Annotated in this window: 15 protein-coding genes; 9 read left to right on the forward strand and 6 right to left on the reverse strand. The window is 64.6% G+C overall.

From position 1 onward, the window contains the following. Nucleotides 1-19: 19 nt before the first annotated feature. The 5 genes from LAD35_RS20750 to LAD35_RS20770 form a co-directional block, all read right to left on the reverse strand. Nucleotides 20-661: a histidine phosphatase family protein gene (locus LAD35_RS20750; RefSeq protein WP_224153134.1), complete on the reverse strand. Its 642-nt coding sequence runs from the start codon at nucleotides 659-661 to the stop codon at nucleotides 20-22. Nucleotides 662-665: 4 nt separating this feature from the next. Further along, nucleotides 666-1,343 (reverse strand): hypothetical protein, encoded by a 678-nt coding sequence (locus LAD35_RS20755; protein WP_224153135.1) that lies wholly within the window; start codon nucleotides 1,341-1,343, stop codon nucleotides 666-668. 188 nt (nucleotides 1,344-1,531) lie between these two features. Further along, nucleotides 1,532-2,530, reverse strand: coding sequence for a tRNA 2-thiocytidine(32) synthetase TtcA (ttcA, locus tag LAD35_RS20760; protein WP_224153136.1), 999 nt, complete (start codon nucleotides 2,528-2,530; stop codon nucleotides 1,532-1,534). A gap of 4 nt (nucleotides 2,531-2,534) precedes the next feature. After that, nucleotides 2,535-2,909, reverse strand: a complete 375-nt coding sequence (locus tag LAD35_RS20765) for a dihydroneopterin aldolase (protein WP_224153137.1) — start codon at nucleotides 2,907-2,909, stop codon at nucleotides 2,535-2,537. A 28-nt stretch (nucleotides 2,910-2,937) separates the two neighbouring features. After that, nucleotides 2,938-3,714, reverse strand: a complete 777-nt coding sequence (locus LAD35_RS20770; protein ID WP_224153138.1) for an SDR family oxidoreductase — start codon at nucleotides 3,712-3,714, stop codon at nucleotides 2,938-2,940. Between the two features lie 12 nt (nucleotides 3,715-3,726). On the opposite strand from LAD35_RS20770, the gene LAD35_RS20775 reads away from it, so the two are divergent. Further along, nucleotides 3,727-4,866: a class I SAM-dependent methyltransferase gene (locus LAD35_RS20775; RefSeq protein WP_224153139.1), complete on the forward strand. Its 1,140-nt coding sequence runs from the start codon at nucleotides 3,727-3,729 to the stop codon at nucleotides 4,864-4,866. A gap of 35 nt (nucleotides 4,867-4,901) precedes the next feature. Here the strand turns inward: LAD35_RS20775 and LAD35_RS20780 are convergent, their stop codons facing one another. Next, the gene (locus tag LAD35_RS20780; protein ID WP_224153140.1) at nucleotides 4,902-5,840 is read right to left on the reverse strand and encodes a hypothetical protein; all 939 of its coding nucleotides are present in this window, start codon (nucleotides 5,838-5,840) and stop codon (nucleotides 4,902-4,904) included. Nucleotides 5,841-6,206: 366 nt separating this feature from the next. Here LAD35_RS20780 and LAD35_RS20785 point away from each other — a divergent pair, with 366 nt between their 5' ends. The 8 genes from LAD35_RS20785 to LAD35_RS20820 all read left to right on the forward strand — a co-directional run bounded on the left by LAD35_RS20785 (nucleotide 6,207) and on the right by LAD35_RS20820 (nucleotide 15,221). Next, the gene (locus LAD35_RS20785) at nucleotides 6,207-7,175 is read left to right on the forward strand and encodes a TauD/TfdA dioxygenase family protein (RefSeq protein WP_224153141.1); all 969 of its coding nucleotides are present in this window, start codon (nucleotides 6,207-6,209) and stop codon (nucleotides 7,173-7,175) included. A gap of 255 nt (nucleotides 7,176-7,430) precedes the next feature. Continuing rightward, complete coding sequence (locus LAD35_RS20790) at nucleotides 7,431-8,564, forward strand: ABC transporter substrate-binding protein (RefSeq protein WP_224153142.1); 1,134 nt, start codon at nucleotides 7,431-7,433, stop codon at nucleotides 8,562-8,564. A 157-nt stretch (nucleotides 8,565-8,721) separates the two neighbouring features. Beyond that, nucleotides 8,722-9,777 carry an ABC transporter ATP-binding protein gene (locus tag LAD35_RS20795; RefSeq protein WP_224153143.1) on the forward strand — a complete coding sequence of 352 codons (1,056 nt, stop codon included), beginning with the start codon at nucleotides 8,722-8,724 and terminating at the stop codon, nucleotides 9,775-9,777. A gap of 13 nt (nucleotides 9,778-9,790) precedes the next feature. Then, nucleotides 9,791-10,723 carry an ABC transporter permease gene (locus tag LAD35_RS20800; RefSeq protein WP_224153144.1) on the forward strand — a complete coding sequence of 311 codons (933 nt, stop codon included), beginning with the start codon at nucleotides 9,791-9,793 and terminating at the stop codon, nucleotides 10,721-10,723. An 88-nt stretch (nucleotides 10,724-10,811) separates the two neighbouring features. Further along, nucleotides 10,812-12,437 (forward strand): amidohydrolase, encoded by a 1,626-nt coding sequence (locus LAD35_RS20805; RefSeq protein WP_224153145.1) that lies wholly within the window; start codon nucleotides 10,812-10,814, stop codon nucleotides 12,435-12,437. A 49-nt stretch (nucleotides 12,438-12,486) separates the two neighbouring features. Next, a complete protein-coding gene (locus LAD35_RS20810; RefSeq protein WP_184705277.1) occupies nucleotides 12,487-12,681 on the forward strand; it encodes a DUF2905 domain-containing protein in 195 nt (64 codons plus the stop codon). A gap of 137 nt (nucleotides 12,682-12,818) precedes the next feature. After that, nucleotides 12,819-13,841 carry an ABC transporter ATP-binding protein gene (locus LAD35_RS20815; protein ID WP_224153146.1) on the forward strand — a complete coding sequence of 341 codons (1,023 nt, stop codon included), beginning with the start codon at nucleotides 12,819-12,821 and terminating at the stop codon, nucleotides 13,839-13,841. Between the two features lie 81 nt (nucleotides 13,842-13,922). Beyond that, on the forward strand, nucleotides 13,923-15,221 hold the full coding sequence (locus LAD35_RS20820) for an ABC transporter substrate-binding protein (protein ID WP_224153147.1): 1,299 nt from the start codon (nucleotides 13,923-13,925) through the stop codon (nucleotides 15,219-15,221). Nucleotides 15,222-15,232 lie beyond the last annotated feature (11 nt).

Genomic DNA, 15,232 nt, shown 5'->3' on the forward strand with positions numbered 1-15,232 from the left:
ACCGCATCATCCGGCTGCATCACCCGGCCAGTTCGTCCAGACCGGTCTGCTGCAGGTGGCTGGTGTCTCCCCAGCCCACCAGGGCGAGGCCGCTGTCGGGGGTCCAGAGCAGGCGGTTGATGCTGGTGTTGGCCAGCTCCCAGGTGCGGGGAGCCTGCAGGCCCTGGCGTGTGGACAGGCGGTACAGGGTGTCGAGCACCCCGCCATGGGCCACGATGGCAATCTGCTGGCCCAGGTGCTGCCGGGCCAGTGCGTCGACGGCATGGGCTACGCGTGCCTGCATATCCTGCAGGGATTCTCCGCTGGGCGGTGCAAAGGCCGGATCGCGTTTGCGCCAGCGCAGTGCAGCATCGGGGTCGGAGACTTCGATATCGGCAAAGCGCTGGCCTTCATAGCTGCCAAAGCAGCGTTCGCGCAGGCGTGCGTCGATGGTCAGCGGGGCGCCGTTGGCATCTGCCAGGGCCTGCGCCGTGGCGAGCGCACGCTGCAGATCGCTGCTGTAGATGTGGTGCAGCGGCTCGTCGGCCAGGGCGGCCGCCATCTGCAGGGCCTGCCTGCGGCCCGTGCCGTTGAGTGCGATGTCGGTGTGGCCCTGGATGCGGGCGCCGAGGTTCCAGTCGGTTTCGCCGTGGCGAATGGCAATGATCCGGGTGGCGTTCATGTCGTCAGGGTTTCACTACCGCTGGTGCGGCGTTGCCTGCAGGGGGCGCTCCCACGGTGGCGGTCACCTTGCGCACGCCAGTGGGCGGCTTGGGAAAGCCATTGAGTGCAGAGTCGAACAGGATGCGGTAGATCACCTTGTCGTCCACCCACACGTCTTCGTAGCGGGCCGAGGTTTCGTACACCACCTGCTGCGTCTGGAAATCGCGCAAGGTCAGTTGCACGGCGCGGTAGTGCAGCGAGGGGCCGGTGTCGCGCCACATCATGCCGCCGCGCCAGCCAAACCCGGCGCCCCAGCCAAAGCCGCCGTAGGGGCCATAGGGTGCATAGGGGCTGCCGGGCAGCAGCCAACTGTCAGGAATGTAACGCGCCTCAGCGGCAATCTGGGCCACCAGGGTGCCCTGGGCATCATCGCGCTGCAGGCCTACGCCTGCGAGCGAGGTTTGCGCCTGCTGCACCACGTTGTCAAAGGCGGTGCCCTGCGCCTGCTGCGATGGCAGGAGCTGCAGGCGGTAGGTGGGGGGCTTGGGCAACTCGGCCAGTGTGGAATAGCTCTGCACTTCGCTTTCCACATTGCGCACGCTGGCGCAACCGGTCAGCCACAGGGCCGAGAGCAGCAATGTGCAGGCAAGCACACTGCGATGCAGGCTGCCGGTCTGGCCGCCTGGTAGGGATAGGTTCATATCGCCTCCTTCAAAACGCGATTCTGGAGATTCTCCGCCTGTATGCCAACCTCCGGGGCACCCGCGCCCGGCACCAAAAGCAAATGCGCCGGCCCCAGAGGGCGCAGCGCATGCAAAAGGACGCGGTAGTACAAGGCGCAGCATCTGTCAGTCCGGGGAGAGCGTGGATGCTGCAAGGCCATGGTGTGTCAGCCCAGCTGGATCACCTGCATGCCGCCGGGCAGGCTGGGGGCGGCGGGCAATTCGTCGTGGTCAAACGCCTTGTCGCCGTTTTCATCGGCCACGCCGGTGGGCTTGGCATTCTGAAAATCATACAGCTTGGTGTCGGCCAGATGGGTGGGAATGACATGCTGCAGCGCGCGGAACATGTTGTTCACGCGGCCGGGGTGCTTTCTGTCCCATTCGCGCAGCATGTCGCCGATCATCTGGCGCTGCAGGTTTTCCTGGCTGCCGCACAGGTTGCAGGGGATGATCGGGAAATCGCGGTACTGCGCCCAGCGCTCGGTGTCTTTTTCGGGCACATAGGCAAGCGGGCGGATCACCACATGCTTGCCGTCGTCGCTCACGAGCTTGGGGGGCATGGCCTTCATGATGCCGCCGTGGAACATGTTGAGCATCAAGGTCTGCACGATGTCGTCGCGGTGGTGGCCCAGGGCCACCTTGTTGCAGCCCAGCTGATCGGCCACCTTGTACAGGATGGCGCGGCGCAGGCGCGAGCACAGGCCGCAGGTGGTCTTGCCCTCGGGCACCACGCGCTTGACGACGCTGTAGGTGTCCTGATTCTCGATGTGGAAATCGACGCCCACGCTTTTCAGGTACTCGGGCAGCACATGCTCGGGAAAGCCCGGCTGCTTCTGGTCGAGGTTGACGGCCACGATGTCGAACTTGATCGGTGCGCGGGCGCGCAGCTTCATCAGGATGTCGAGCAGGGTGTAGCTGTCCTTGCCGCCGGACATGCAGACCATCACCTTGTCGCCGTCCTCGATCATGTTGTAGTCGCCAATGGCGCGGGCCACTTCGCGGCACAGGCGCTTTTCCAGCTTGTGGTTCTCGCGCTGGATCTTCAGGCGCTTCTCGTTCGAGACGGCATCGCCCGCCTGGCCTTCGGCCTGGTCGGCCTCGTCGTCAAAATTCCAGCCCTGGCTGGCGGCAGCTTGCAGTTGTGCGGTGTCAGTGGGTGCGTTCATGGGGTCACCATTGTCCGGTTTCGGTGCGGATTGCAACTTCGCAATCGTCAAAAATCTCCAGCTTGGCAATCTTGATGCGCACGCCGCGCACATTGGGCAGCAGCATCAGGCGCTGCGCCAGCTTGCCAATCAGGGTCTCCAGCAGGTTCACGTGTTCGGCCGTGCATTCGTCGATGATGATCTGGCGCACCTTGCGGTAGTCCAGCACATGCATGATGTCGTCGTCGCTGGGGGCCAGCGGCTGCTGGCCCAGGTTCAGCTCGGCATCGACCTGGATGGGCTGGGGGTCTACCTTCTCGTGCGCGAGGATGCCCAGATTGGCATCAAAGCGCAGGCCGGTCAGCGTCAGGGTTTGCAACCCGGTGTCAAATGTTGTCATAAAAGCAGACGTTGTGGCGTTGTTGCCGTCACATCATCGAAAAATCGCGGTCAAACCGCATCAGGTGCTGGCCGCCGTCCACCAGCAAGGTGGTGCCGGTGATCGACCGGTTCTCCAGCGCAAAACGCACGGTGGCTGCCACATCATCCGGGGTGGACGAGCGGCCCAGCGGGCTCATGCGGTGCAGGGCTTCAAACTTGTCGTCTGTCAGGTAGTCGCTGGTCAGGGTCAGGCCCGGGGCCACACCCACCACGCGCAGCAGCGGCGCGAGCGCCTGCGCGAGCAGGGTGCCTGCTGCCTCCAGCGCGGCCTTGCTGAGCGTGTAGCTGACGAAGTCGGGGTTCATGTTCCACAGCTTCTGGTCGAGCAGGTTCACCACCACGCCTTGCGCATTGCCGCCGCGCTGGGCGATGTGCTGGTGCAGCACCTGGGCCAGCACCAGCGGCGCGCCCGTGTTGCTGCGCATGTGGCGCTCCAGTGCGGCGTAGCCAAAGTCTGCAGCCGTGTCGTGCTCGAAGAGCGAGGCGCTGTTGACCACGGCATCGACCGGCCCGAGCTGATCTACCACCCGGGGCAGCAGCGCGCGCACGGCCGATTCGTCCTCAAAATCTGCATCAAAATGGCCGCTGGCGCCCGATAGCACTGCGCAAGCAGCTGCAGTTTCGATAGCGTCTGCCTTCGATCCCCGGTAGTGCACGGCCACCTGCCAGCCGTGGGCGGCCAGATCGAGCGCAATGGCCCGCCCCAGGCGCTTGGCAGCGCCGGTGACCAGTACGGTGCGTGGGGTCGAAGAGGGCAAAGGCATGGCAGGCACTGTATGAACAGCGACAATAGGGGGGTGAATACAGAACCCTCTAGTTTAACGATTGTGCTCGCCAAACGCGCAGCTGAGGCTATTGCCCAGGCTGGCGGCTGGCTGGCTTTTGATGAGTTCATGCGCATGGCGTTGTACGAGCCGGGCCTGGGCTATTACGCCAATACGCGCAGCAAGTTCGGTGTGATGCCTGAGGAGGGCAGCGACTTTGTCACCGCGCCCGAGCTCTCGCCCGTGTTTGGCGAGCTGGTGGCCGCGCAGGTGCAGGACGCCTTTGCCCATACCCAGACGAGCGAGGTGTGGGAGTTTGGCGCGGGCACGGGTGCGCTCGCCGAGCAGATGTTGTCTGCGCTGGGCGATGCCTGCACGGGCTACACCATTGTCGATCTGTCGGGCAGCCTGCGCGCGCGCCAGCAGGAGCGGCTGGCCCGCTTTGGCGATAAAGTGCGTTGGGCGAGTGAGTTGCCTGCGCAACTGCAGGGCGTGGTGGTGGGCAACGAGGTGCTCGATGCCATGCCCGTCAAGCTGCTGCTGCGCCGCCAGGGCGTCTGGCTGGAGCGCGGCGTGGTGGTGGCCGCGCAAGAGGGCGACGCCATCAGCTTCGGCTGGGCCGAGCGCCCCACCGCACTGCGCCCGCCGGTGGAGCCCGATCTGCCTGCCGATGCCGACTATCTGACCGAAATCCATCCCCAGGCCGAAGCCTTTGTCGCCACCCTGGGCGACCGCATGACGCGCGGCGCGGCCATCTTCATCGACTATGGTTTTGGCGAGAGCGAGTACTACCACCCGCAACGCCACATGGGCACCCTGGTCTGCCACCACCTGCACCAGGTGGACAGCGACCCACTCGCCTTGATCGGCCTCAAGGACCTCACGGCCCACGTCAACTTCACCGGCATTGCCGTGGCAGCGCAGGATGCGGGCTTTGACGTGCTGGGCTACACCAGCCAGGCGCATTTCCTCATCAACTGCGGGCTGGCCGCCAAGATGGAGACGCTCGACGTCATCGCCCGCAGCAAGGCCGCCAAGCTGATGCTGGAGCACGAGATGGGCGAGTTCTTCAAGGCCATCATGCTGGCCAAGGGCGTGCCATTCTGGGATGCCGCAGGTTTTGTGCAGGGCGACCGGATGCACCGGCTCTGAGAACATCAACACGTTCCGAGCCCGGGCGGAGGGCGTTATCCCAATCTGCTGCAGTAGCGTCCCAGCGTGGTGGGCACAAAATCGGCGGACAGCATGGGCGCGGCCACGACGCCGCGCGTCACAAAACTGCACTGGGCAGGCACCATGCCCAGCGGGCCTTGCAGCCAGTCGATGCGCTGGGGCCACTGCTGGTTGGCGGTTTGCGCCAAGCCCTGGGTGATGACCGGAGCCAGTTGCTGCAATGCCGATGCCAGCGGGTGCAGCCAGCGGCGGTCGTCCACCGTCAGCTGGCGCCCGGGGTGCAATTGCAGCCAGGCCTGGGCGACGCCGGCATCGAGCTGGCGGATCACCTCGGTGACGGCATGGTGCATGCCCAACTGGCGCAGCGCATGGGCTGCCGCCAGCATCGGGGCTGCCACCACCATGCCGCTTCTCGGGTCGATCGGCCAGTTGGGCTGGCCCCAGGAGAGGGTGATTTCTTCGGCACGCAGGCTGTTGAAGACAGGCGCGGCCAGGTCAGAGTTGAGCCACATCGTCCAGCGGGCCTGCAAGGTGGCGTCGAGTGTGTTCCAGGCGGCCTCTGCAGCCAGACCCCAGGGCTGTACATAGCTTTGCTGGATGGCTGGCAGCAGATGGAACTGCCGGGCATCCTGGTCGATGCTGACCTGAAACAGGGTTTCCCACTCCATATCCGCCAGCCGCTGCTGTCCGAGGGCGCAACCCATGGTATGGGCTGCGCGTTGTACGTGCGTGGCCACCGTCCACCACAGCAGGGCCACCTGCGTGTTGTCGCCCAGGCTGCGCTGCATGGTCTTGAACCACGGATTGGCGAACAGGCGCTCCTGCGCGGCGCCCACCTGTCCAGCCCCCAGGCCCGCCCCGGCGGTCAGCAAGGCGCCCGCAGCCATCTGGCGGACAAACTGGCGCCGACTCTGGGCCGTGGATGGAGGCGAAGATGGGGTGAAATTCGTCATAACACACGCATTCATGGAGGAATGAAATGCATTATGTCGTTATGAGTGGCAATTAACCTGCCTTTTTGACGAAAATTGGTAAGCATTCGCTGGCTTCCGGTGCAGAGCCCTGACATACCGCGCCAGCGCCGCACGCGGAGCAGGCGAGGCGGGCGTCTGGTGCCGTACAGAATGGCTCATTGCGCACCGGCAGCCTCCAGTATGGCTGCCCAACATGAAAGGGCGATGACGAGGCAGGCAGGGGTACGGCCGCATTCTGCAAAATTTGCATAAAGATAGCCATTTTTATTCGTTTTGCTTTTATGGAGTGGCTTCTACAGTGGCATCACCGCGATGGATTTGCCACCGCCCCTTGAGGAAGCCGCCATGTCTGCCCTGTTCGATGCCCTGACCGCTCACCCGTTCTCCTTCCGCCGCCCGGTGCCGGACTCGGCCCTGCGCCAGGCGCCAGCGCGCGCTGCCGGTCCCGCGTTTGAAGTGCGCCCCATCAGCCAGCCCGATGGCGCCAGCAGCCGCCTGGGGGTGGAGGTGGCGGGGCTCGATCTGGCCGAGCCGCTTGGCAGCGACGATTTTGCCCGTCTACACGAGGCGCACCTGCAGCACAGCGTGGTGGTGTATCGCAACCAGCGCATCACCCCGGCCGAGCACATTGCGTTCAGCCGCCGCTTTGGCCCGCTGCAGCGCCATGTGCTGCGCAATTTCAAGCTCGATCAGCATGACGAGATTCTGGTGGTCTCCAACATCATCGAAGGCGGCCAGCCCACGGGGCTGGGGGATGCCGGGGCGTACTGGCATTCCGACCTGTCGTACAAGCCCAAGCCAGCCCTGGGTTCGCTCCTGCACGCGCAGGAGCTGCCCGAGGTGGGCGGCGATACCCTGTTTGCCGACCAGGTGGCAGCCTACGACGCGCTGCCATACACGCTCAAGCAGCAACTGGCGGGCCTGCTTGCCGAGCACAGCTATCTGCTCAAGTACGAAGAGTTGCGCGCGCGCAACCCGTTCCGCCCCAAGCTGAGCGATGAGCAGGTGGCCGAGGTCAAGCCCGCCATTCACCCGGTGGTGCGCACGCACCCCGAAACCGGGCGCAAGGCGCTTTTTGTCAGCGAGCATTTCACCACCCGCATCGTCGGGCTGCCGCAGGCCAGGTCCGACGCGCTGCTGGCCGAGTTGTTTGCGCACAGCACGCAGCCGCAGTTTGTGTACCGCCACCACTGGCAGCCGCACGATCTGCTGTTCTGGGACAACCGCGCCGTGCTGCACCTGGCCACCGGCGTGCCCGAGGGGCAGCGCCGCAAGCTTTACCGCACCACCATCGAAGGCGATGTGCCGGTATGAAGAATTTGAATGAAAACAACCTATCGCGCCCATCCAGCAAGCGCGGGCAGCTCCTGTTTTTGATGTCGATGTGCATGGCTGCCGCGTGTTGATGCCAGATGGAAAGCGCGGCCATTGCGGCCCCTCAACGGCTTTCACCTCCTGCCTCTTCGCGGCGATTGACGCCCTGCCCCCGGCACGTACCTTCACGCGCCTCCTCGCACTTCGCAAGGTGCGCCTGCCGGGGCCATTTACCCCTCGCATCGTATTTAAGCCATGAAATTCAACAACCAATGGGCGCCTACCGCTCGCCAATCGAAGCAAGAACATTCAAAAACCATAGCGGACAGCGCGCAGCCATCCTCTGCCGCCAGCCGCCGCCGCGCCCTGCGTGGTGCCCGCAAGAACGCGGCCGCCGTGCTGGCCGCCACGGCACTGCTGTGGGGGCTGGGCACCGGCGTGGCGCAGGCGGCCGAAGGCCAGCTGCGCATTGCCCAGCAGTACGGCATCGTCTACCTGCTGCTCAATGTGGCGCAGGACCAGCAGCTGATCGAGAAGCACGGCAAGGCCCAGGGCGTGGACATCAAGGTCAACTATCTGCAGTTCTCGGGCGGGCCTGCGGTCAATGACGCGCTGCTGTCCGGCAACGTCGATATCGCGGGGGCAGGGGTTGCGCCGCTCTTCACGCTGTGGGATCGCACCAAGGGCAAGCAGAACGTCAAGGGCGTGGCGTCGCTGGGCAATTTTCCGTATTACCTGGTCAGCAACAACCCGGCCGTCAAGACGATTGCCGATTTCACCGACAAGGACCGCATCGCCACACCGGCGGTGGGTGTCTCGGTGCAGTCGCGCGTACTGCAGTACGCATCGGCCAAGCTGTGGGGCGACAAGGAATACCAGCGGCTCGACAAGCTGCAGGTGGCCCTGCCGCACCCGGATGCAGCGGCAGCCATCATCAAGGGCGGCACCGAGATCAGCGCGCACTTTGGCAACCCGCCCTTCCAGGAGCTGGAGCTGGCGGGCAACCCCAACGCCCGCATCGTACTGAACAGCTACGACGTGCTGGGCGGCCCCGCTTCATCCACGGTGCTGTACGCAACCGAGAAGTTCCGCCAGGAGAGCCCCAAGACCTACCGCGCCTTTGTCGATGCGCTCGACGAATCGGCACAGTTCATCAAGGCCAACCCGGACAAGGCGGCCGACATCTTCTTGAAGAGCGGTGGCGGCGGCAAGGTGGACAAGGCACTGGTACTGCAGATTCTGAAGAACCCGCTGGTGCAGTTCATCATCCAGCCGCAGAACACGGTGGGCCTGGGCCAGTTTCTGTACAAGGTCGGCGTCATCAAGACCCGGCCGGAAGCCGCCAAGGATTACTTCTTTGACGACCCACGCATTGCCGGAGGGAGTTGATCGGAGCACCCCTCTGAGGCGCTCTCGCCTTGCTTGCGCAAAGCGGGCAGGGAGACGACAGCCTCGGTGCGCGGCGGCGCTTCCTCGCTGTCTCGCAGATGGGCGACGCCGGTTGGATGTGCTGCTTGCGGCGCACAGCATGATGGAGAACAGATATATGTGGCGAAATTTTGCTTTTGGAAATCTGGGTGGTCTGGGGCGTGATGCAGGCGGGCAGGACAGCGATGTGGCCGTGGGGGCCTCTGCCTGGCTGCGCAGCGCGGCCGAGCCTTTTGCCAGCCAGGCAGAGGCGGAGCTGGCGGGTCGCCTCTCGGCTTCTGCACAAACTTATCCACAAGCGGGCTCGGAGCCGCAGCGCAGTGGCGCCCTGCTGGAGGTGGACCGGGTCAGCATCGACTACACCACCCGCGAGCGCGTGGTGCGGGCCACGCACCAGGTGAGCTTTGGCGTGCACGGGGCCGACCGTTTTGTGTTGCTGGGCGCCTCGGGCTGTGGCAAATCCACCTTGCTCAAGGCCATGGCGGGGTTTGTGCCGGTAAGCGAGGGCGCCATTCGCCTGGGCGGCACGCCGGTGCACGGCCCGGGGCCGGACCGGGTGATGGTGTTTCAGGAATTTGACCAGCTGCCGCCGTGGAAGACCGTGCGCGAGAACGTGATGTTTCCGCTGCTCGCCTCGCGCCGTGCCAGCCGGCAAGAGGCCCGTGAACGCGCCGACTGGTACCTGGACAAGGTGGGCCTGGCCCGCTTTGCCGATGTGCACCCGCACCAGCTCTCAGGCGGCATGAAGCAGCGCGTGGCCATTGCGCGCGCGCTGGCCATGCACCCCCAGGTGCTGCTGATGGATGAGCCCTTTGCCGCGCTCGACGCGCTGACGCGCCGCCGCATGCAGGAGGAGCTGCTGGCGCTGTGGGACGAGCTGCGCTTCACCCTGGTGTTCGTCACCCACTCGATCGAAGAGGCGTTGGTGGTGGGCAACCGCATCGCCATCCTCTCGCCGCACCCCGGGCGCCTGCGCGCCGAGATCAACGCCCACAGCTTTGATCTGGCCAGCAGCGGCAGCGCCGCCTTCCAGGCCGCGCACCAGCGCATTCACCGGCTGCTGTTTGACGAAGAGCTTGCTATCCATGCGGACGACGATGCGCCCGCCAGCTCTGAGCCAGTGGCTAAAGACATCCCCCATACCCAGGGCGGCGGCCTGCGCCGCGCGGCATGAAAGGTATCCTCCCATGACATTCGTCACGATTGCCGCAATCACCCCTTCCGGCGGCGCACCTTCCTCTGCATCCGGCAGCGGCCCGCAGCAGCCGCCCATCCGGCCCGAGGCCGAATACGCGCTGCCTGCTGCGCCCGCCGACATCCAGGCGCGCGCGCTGCCGCTGGCGACAAGGCTGTTGCAGCACCCGCTGCTGCGCAAGGCCATCATCCTGGCCGTGCTGGCGCTGGTATGGGAGGTAGCCGCCCGCTGGCAGGACAACGATCTGCTGCTGCCCACCTTCACCCAGACCGCCGCCACCCTGGTGCGCGATCTGGCCAATGGCGAGCTGCTGGCCAAGGCGGCGGTGTCGCTCGGCATTCTGGTGCAAGGCTATGTGCTGGGTGTGGCGGGGGCGCTGCTGCTCACGGTGCTGGCCGTCTCCAGCCAGTGGGGGCGTGATCTGCTCACCACCCTGACCAGCATGTTCAACCCGCTGCCCGCCATTGCCCTGCTGCCGCTGGCGCTGCTGTGGTTTGGCCTGGGGCAAGGCAGCCTGCTGGTGGTGCTGGTGCATTCGGTGCTCTGGCCGCTGGCGCTGGCCACCTACGCGGGCTTTCAGTCCGTGCCCGACACCTTGCGCATGGCGGGCCGCAACTATGGCCTGCGCGGTGTGCGCTACGTGCTGCAGATTCTGGTGCCTGCGGCGCTGCCTTCCATCCTGTCGGGGCTCAAGATTGGCTGGGCCTTTGCCTGGCGCACCCTGATCGCGGCAGAGCTGGTGTTCGGCGCCTCATCGGGCAAGGGGGGCCTGGGCTGGTACATCTTCCAAAGCCGCAACGAGCTTTACACCGACCAGGTGTTCGCCGGGCTGGCGCTGGTCATCATCATTGGTCTTCTGGTGGAAACGCTGGGCTTTCACCAGCTGGAGCGGGTCACCGTCAGGCGCTGGGGCGTGCAGCGGTAAACCGGTTATCGGGTGGTGGATTCGCGGACAATGGTTGCTTGAGTACCTTGTCCGCTTTTTTGCAGCTTTCTGAACCACCGCCTCCGCCATGTCTTCCTGCCTGTTCACCAATGCCAAAGTCTTCACCGGGCGCAGCGAAACCGAGTTTGTCTCCGCCTTTACCGCCAGAGGCGGCAAGATCACCTGGGTGGGTCATGCAGGCGATGTCCAGCAGCCCGCCGCAGACTTGCAGGTCGATCTGCAGGGCAAGACTGTCGTGCCGGGCTTCATCGATGTGCACACCCACCCCACGTTCCTGTCGCAGATTGTGGATGCGGTGCCCTGCACCGTACCCTTGGTCGAAGACATTCCGGGCCTGATTGCCGCGCTCCGCAAACACCCCAAGGCGGGCATGGGCCCGAACGACTGGATCGAAGGCTGGGGCTATGACGAATCCAAGCTGAAGGAAGGGCGCACGCCTACGCGGCATGACCTCGATCAAGTCTCCACCACGCAACCGGTCTATGTGGGGCGCTCCGACTGCCACTCGGGCATCTGCAACACCCGGGCATTGCAGCTGGCAGGCATTGGCCGGGAGACACCTGATCCCATTGGCGGCCACTTTGGCCGCGACGCAGACGGCACGCCCAACGGCGTGCTGACCGAGCTGGCCGCCAACAGCGTGGTGCAGCGCGCCAAGGCCGTGCAGGATTACGCGCAGGCCGTGGGCAGCCTGGCGCGCACCTCGCAGCGCTTCAGCGAACGCGGCATCGTCGCCGTGACCGACATGATGGCCTTCACCCAGCCGTTTCACCACCTCTATGTGTACCGCGATGCAGCGCAGGCAGGCTTTCGGCAGCAGGCGGCGCTGTATTTTTCGTGGGAGCCCTGCAAGGGCGATCTGCTGGCAGGCCTGCAGGCCGCGCAAAAGGAGGGGCGCGTCAAGATTGCAGGCATCAAACTGTTTGCCGATGGCTCCATCTCTGGCAAGACCGCCTGGTGCAGTTGCGCCTACAAACATACTGGCAGCCAAACCGGCAGCCTCTTTGGCATGTCGCTGCTCACCAGCGCGGCGCTGGAGCAGGCCTACGAATGGTCGCGGGCCAACGGCGCGCAAATGGCCGTGCACGCCATGGGCGATGCCGCGCTGCAACTGGTGATCGATTTCTTTGCCGACAAGCAGCCCTGGCTGCCTGGCGGCATCCCGTCGGTGCGGCTGGAGCACGCCACCTTGCTCAAGCCCGCGCAGATTGCGCAGATGAACGCCATGCCCATGCAATGGGGCGTGGCCACGCAGATCATCTTCATGTTTGCCGAGTACGACGCCTATACCGAGAACCTGGTCGATGCGGAGTTTGAGCAGTCTTACGCGCTCAAAACCTTCTACCAGCAGATTGCGCACGTGGCGCTGTCGTCCGATGCACCGGCCACCACCTGGGCCGATCCGGACAATGTCTTCGTCTCCATCCAGGCAGCCGTGCAGCGCCGCGCCTACAACGGCGCGCCCATCGTGGACAGCCAGGCGCTGACCGTGCCGCAGGCCGTGCTGCTCTACACCGCCCGCGCAGCCAGCCTCTCGCCCTTTGACGGGCAACTCGGCCAGATCGCCCCGGGCTTTGAAGCGAGCTTTGCCGTGCTGAGCGGCGACATCTTCAGCGTGCCTGTGGCAGACATTGGCACGCTGCGTGTCGATGCCACCTGGGTGGCTGGCGAGCAGGTGTACGCGGCTGCGTAGAGATCGTAAATACGTTCTTAAGGCTGCGAAAGTTCTACACATGGCAGCCATGTTCCGCTGGCTGATCGTCGTCTTTCTTGCTCTGTTGCTGCTCAACGGCTTTTCTGCGCTGCTGCGCAAGATCGGCCTCGGGCGTCTTCCGGGCGATTTCGAGATCACGGTCTTTGGGAAAAAGATTTGGCTACCGATTGCCACCACGGTGTTGCTGAGCATGCTGGCGGCGGGCATTGCCAGGTACCTGTAGTGGCTGCCCTTCGGCTTGAAACTGTCATATTCGTGACGCATGCGAAAGGCGGCTGAGAATGTCTGCGCCTTGATATCGCACGGATATGCGGGAAAGTTTGTAAACAAATTGTCATCGTACCTTCATACACTGGGGTGATGTCATCCATTGAGTTAACGCAGGTTGCCAAGTCCTGGGGCAACACCACGGCCTTGCATTCCGTGGATCTGAAGATCGCGCCGGGCAGCTTCTGCGTGCTGCTAGGGCCATCGGGCTGCGGCAAATCCACCACCTTGCGCATCATTGCGGGGCTGGAGAGCGCAACCTCCGGCAAGGTGTTGATCGGCGGCAAGGACGTCACCCATCTGCCGCCAGCGCAGCGCGGCATTGCCATGGTCTTCCAGAACTATGCGCTGTTCCCCCATCTGAGCGTGGCCGAGAACATCGGCTTTGGCCTGTCGGTGCGCAAGGTGCCCAAGGCCGAAGCCGACAAGCGCCTCAAGGACGCGGCTGATCTGCTGGGCCTGTCGCACCTGCTCGACCGCAGGCCCGGTCAGCTCTCGGGCGGCCAGCAGCAGCGCGTGGCGCTCGGGCGGGCGCTGGTGGCGCAAGCCCATGTGTGCCTGATGGACGAGCCGCTCTCGAACCTGGATGCACAACTGCGCCAGGAGATGCGCGCCGAGCTGCGCGAACTGCAGCAGCGCCTGGGGCTGACGGTGGTCTATGTGACGCACGACCAGGCCGAAGCCATGAGCATGGCTGACCAGGTGGTGCTGTTGCACCAGGGCCGGGTGGAGCAATGCGCCGCGCCGCGCGACATGTATGCGCGGCCCGCCACCACGTTCGCAGCGCGCTTCATCGGCACGCCTGCCATGAACCTGCTCAAGCTCGACGACGGTGCCATTGCCGGCAGCGACGTGCGCCTGGCCGCGCCGCTGGGCGCTGCCTGGCTGGGCCTGCGGCCCGAAGCCGTGGCGCTGGGGCAGGGCGGCGTGAGCGCACAGCTTGCCGGGCAGGAATACCTGGGCGCCGATGTGGTGCTGCGCTGCGCAATCGGCAGCGAGCAGATCACCGTGCGCGCGCCCGGCCAGCACCACAACAGTACCGGGCAGGCCATGCCATTGGCCTGGCAGGTGGAAGACATGCACTTTTTTGACGCCGAAGGCCGGCGCATGCAGTGAGGCCGCCCAGCTTTCGGTTCCCTTTTCTGACCTTTTTGGTCTTTCGCCCTTTGCTTTTTTGCCGATAACAGGAGTGATCCCGTGCAACGCCATACGTTCTTGAAAACCATTCTCGCCACCAGCGCCGCCATGCTGGGCCTGACCGCCACGGTCGCCCACGCAGCCGATCCGCTGGAAGTGCCGTTCTACTACCCGGTGGCCGTGGGTGGCCCGATCACCAAGGTGATCGACGGCTATGCAGCGGATTTCAACAAGGCGCATCCCCAGTACAAGATCACGCCGATCTATGCGGGCACCTACCAGGAAACCATCGTCAAGGCGCTCACGGCCAACAAATCGGGCAAGGCGCCAGCCACCTCGGTGCTGCTGTCCACCGACATGTTCACGCTGATCGACGAAGACGCCATTGCGCCGATTGACGATTTTGTGAAGACCGACGCCGACAAGGCCTGGCTCAAGGGCTTCTACCCGGCCTTCATGGCCAACAGCCAGACCGGCGGCAAGACCTGGGGCGTGCCTTTCCAGCGCTCGACGGTGGTGATGTACTACAACAAGGATGCCTTCAAGGAAGCGGGGCTGGACCCGAACAAGGCCCCCGCCACCTGGAAGGAGCTGAACGAGGCTGCCAAGAAGCTCACCAAAAAAGATGTCAATGGCAACGTCACGCAGTACGGCATCCAGATTCCATCCACCGGCTTTGCCTACTGGATGCTGCAGACCCTGACCACCCCCAACGACGTGCTGCTGGCCAACGAGGCGGGCACCAAGGTCACCTTCGACAACCCCAAGGTCATCGAGGCACTGGATTTCTGGGTCAACCTGACCAAGGAAGGCGTGCATCCGAAGGGCGTGGTCGAGTGGGGCACCACCCCCAAGGACTTCATGGAAAAGAAGGCCGCCATCATCATTACCACCACCGGCAACCTGACCAACCTGAAGGCCAACGCCAAGTTCGATTTCGGCGTGGGCCAGATCGCAGGCAATGTGCGCAAGGGCGGCTCGCCCACCGGCGGCGGCAATTTCTATATCTTCAAGAAGGCGCCCAAGGAGCAGCAGCAGGCCGCGTTCGAATTTGCCAAGTGGGTGACCCAGCCCGAGCGCGCCGCGCAGTGGAGCATGGACAGCGGCTACGTGGCCGTGTCGCCTGCCGCGTACGACACGCCAGCCCTCAAGAAATACGGACAGGAGTTCCCGCAGGCGCTGGTGGCGCGCGATCAACTGCCCGTGTCGGTGGCCGAGTTCTCGACGCATGACAACCAGCGCGTGACCAAGGCGCTGAACGACGCCGTGCAGGCTGCGCTCAATGGCACCAAGACTTCGGCGCAGGCCATGAAGGATGCGCAGAAGGAAGCGGATCGCATCCTGCGCAGCTACCAGTGATGACCGCGGGG

Origin of the sequence: Comamonas odontotermitis (genome assembly GCF_020080045.1) — a bacterium.
Classification (GTDB): Bacteria; Pseudomonadota; Gammaproteobacteria; order Burkholderiales; family Burkholderiaceae_C; genus Comamonas; species Comamonas odontotermitis.

What these genes read in the sequence shown, in the direction of transcription:
- LAD35_RS20815 (WP_224153146.1), top strand. Translation starts at nt 12,819, where the DNA reads ATGTCATCCATTGAGTTAACGCAGGTTGCCAAGTCCTGGGGCAACACC.
- ttcA (WP_224153136.1), bottom strand. Translation starts at nt 2,530, where the DNA reads ATGAACGCACCCACTGACACCGCACAACTGCAAGCTGCCGCCAGCCAG.
- LAD35_RS20785 (WP_224153141.1), top strand. Translation starts at nt 6,207, where the DNA reads ATGTCTGCCCTGTTCGATGCCCTGACCGCTCACCCGTTCTCCTTCCGC.
- LAD35_RS20795 (WP_224153143.1), top strand. Translation starts at nt 8,722, where the DNA reads ATGTGGCGAAATTTTGCTTTTGGAAATCTGGGTGGTCTGGGGCGTGAT.
- LAD35_RS20780 (WP_224153140.1), bottom strand. Translation starts at nt 5,840, where the DNA reads ATGACGAATTTCACCCCATCTTCGCCTCCATCCACGGCCCAGAGTCGG.
- LAD35_RS20790 (WP_224153142.1), top strand. Translation starts at nt 7,431, where the DNA reads ATGAAATTCAACAACCAATGGGCGCCTACCGCTCGCCAATCGAAGCAA.
- LAD35_RS20800 (WP_224153144.1), top strand. Translation starts at nt 9,791, where the DNA reads ATGACATTCGTCACGATTGCCGCAATCACCCCTTCCGGCGGCGCACCT.
- LAD35_RS20775 (WP_224153139.1), top strand. Translation starts at nt 3,727, where the DNA reads ATGAACAGCGACAATAGGGGGGTGAATACAGAACCCTCTAGTTTAACG.
- LAD35_RS20755 (WP_224153135.1), bottom strand. Translation starts at nt 1,343, where the DNA reads ATGAACCTATCCCTACCAGGCGGCCAGACCGGCAGCCTGCATCGCAGT.
- LAD35_RS20805 (WP_224153145.1), top strand. Translation starts at nt 10,812, where the DNA reads ATGTCTTCCTGCCTGTTCACCAATGCCAAAGTCTTCACCGGGCGCAGC.
- LAD35_RS20765 (WP_224153137.1), bottom strand. Translation starts at nt 2,909, where the DNA reads ATGACAACATTTGACACCGGGTTGCAAACCCTGACGCTGACCGGCCTG.
- LAD35_RS20750 (WP_224153134.1), bottom strand. Translation starts at nt 661, where the DNA reads ATGAACGCCACCCGGATCATTGCCATTCGCCACGGCGAAACCGACTGG.
- LAD35_RS20810 (WP_184705277.1), top strand. Translation starts at nt 12,487, where the DNA reads ATGTTCCGCTGGCTGATCGTCGTCTTTCTTGCTCTGTTGCTGCTCAAC.
- LAD35_RS20770 (WP_224153138.1), bottom strand. Translation starts at nt 3,714, where the DNA reads ATGCCTTTGCCCTCTTCGACCCCACGCACCGTACTGGTCACCGGCGCT.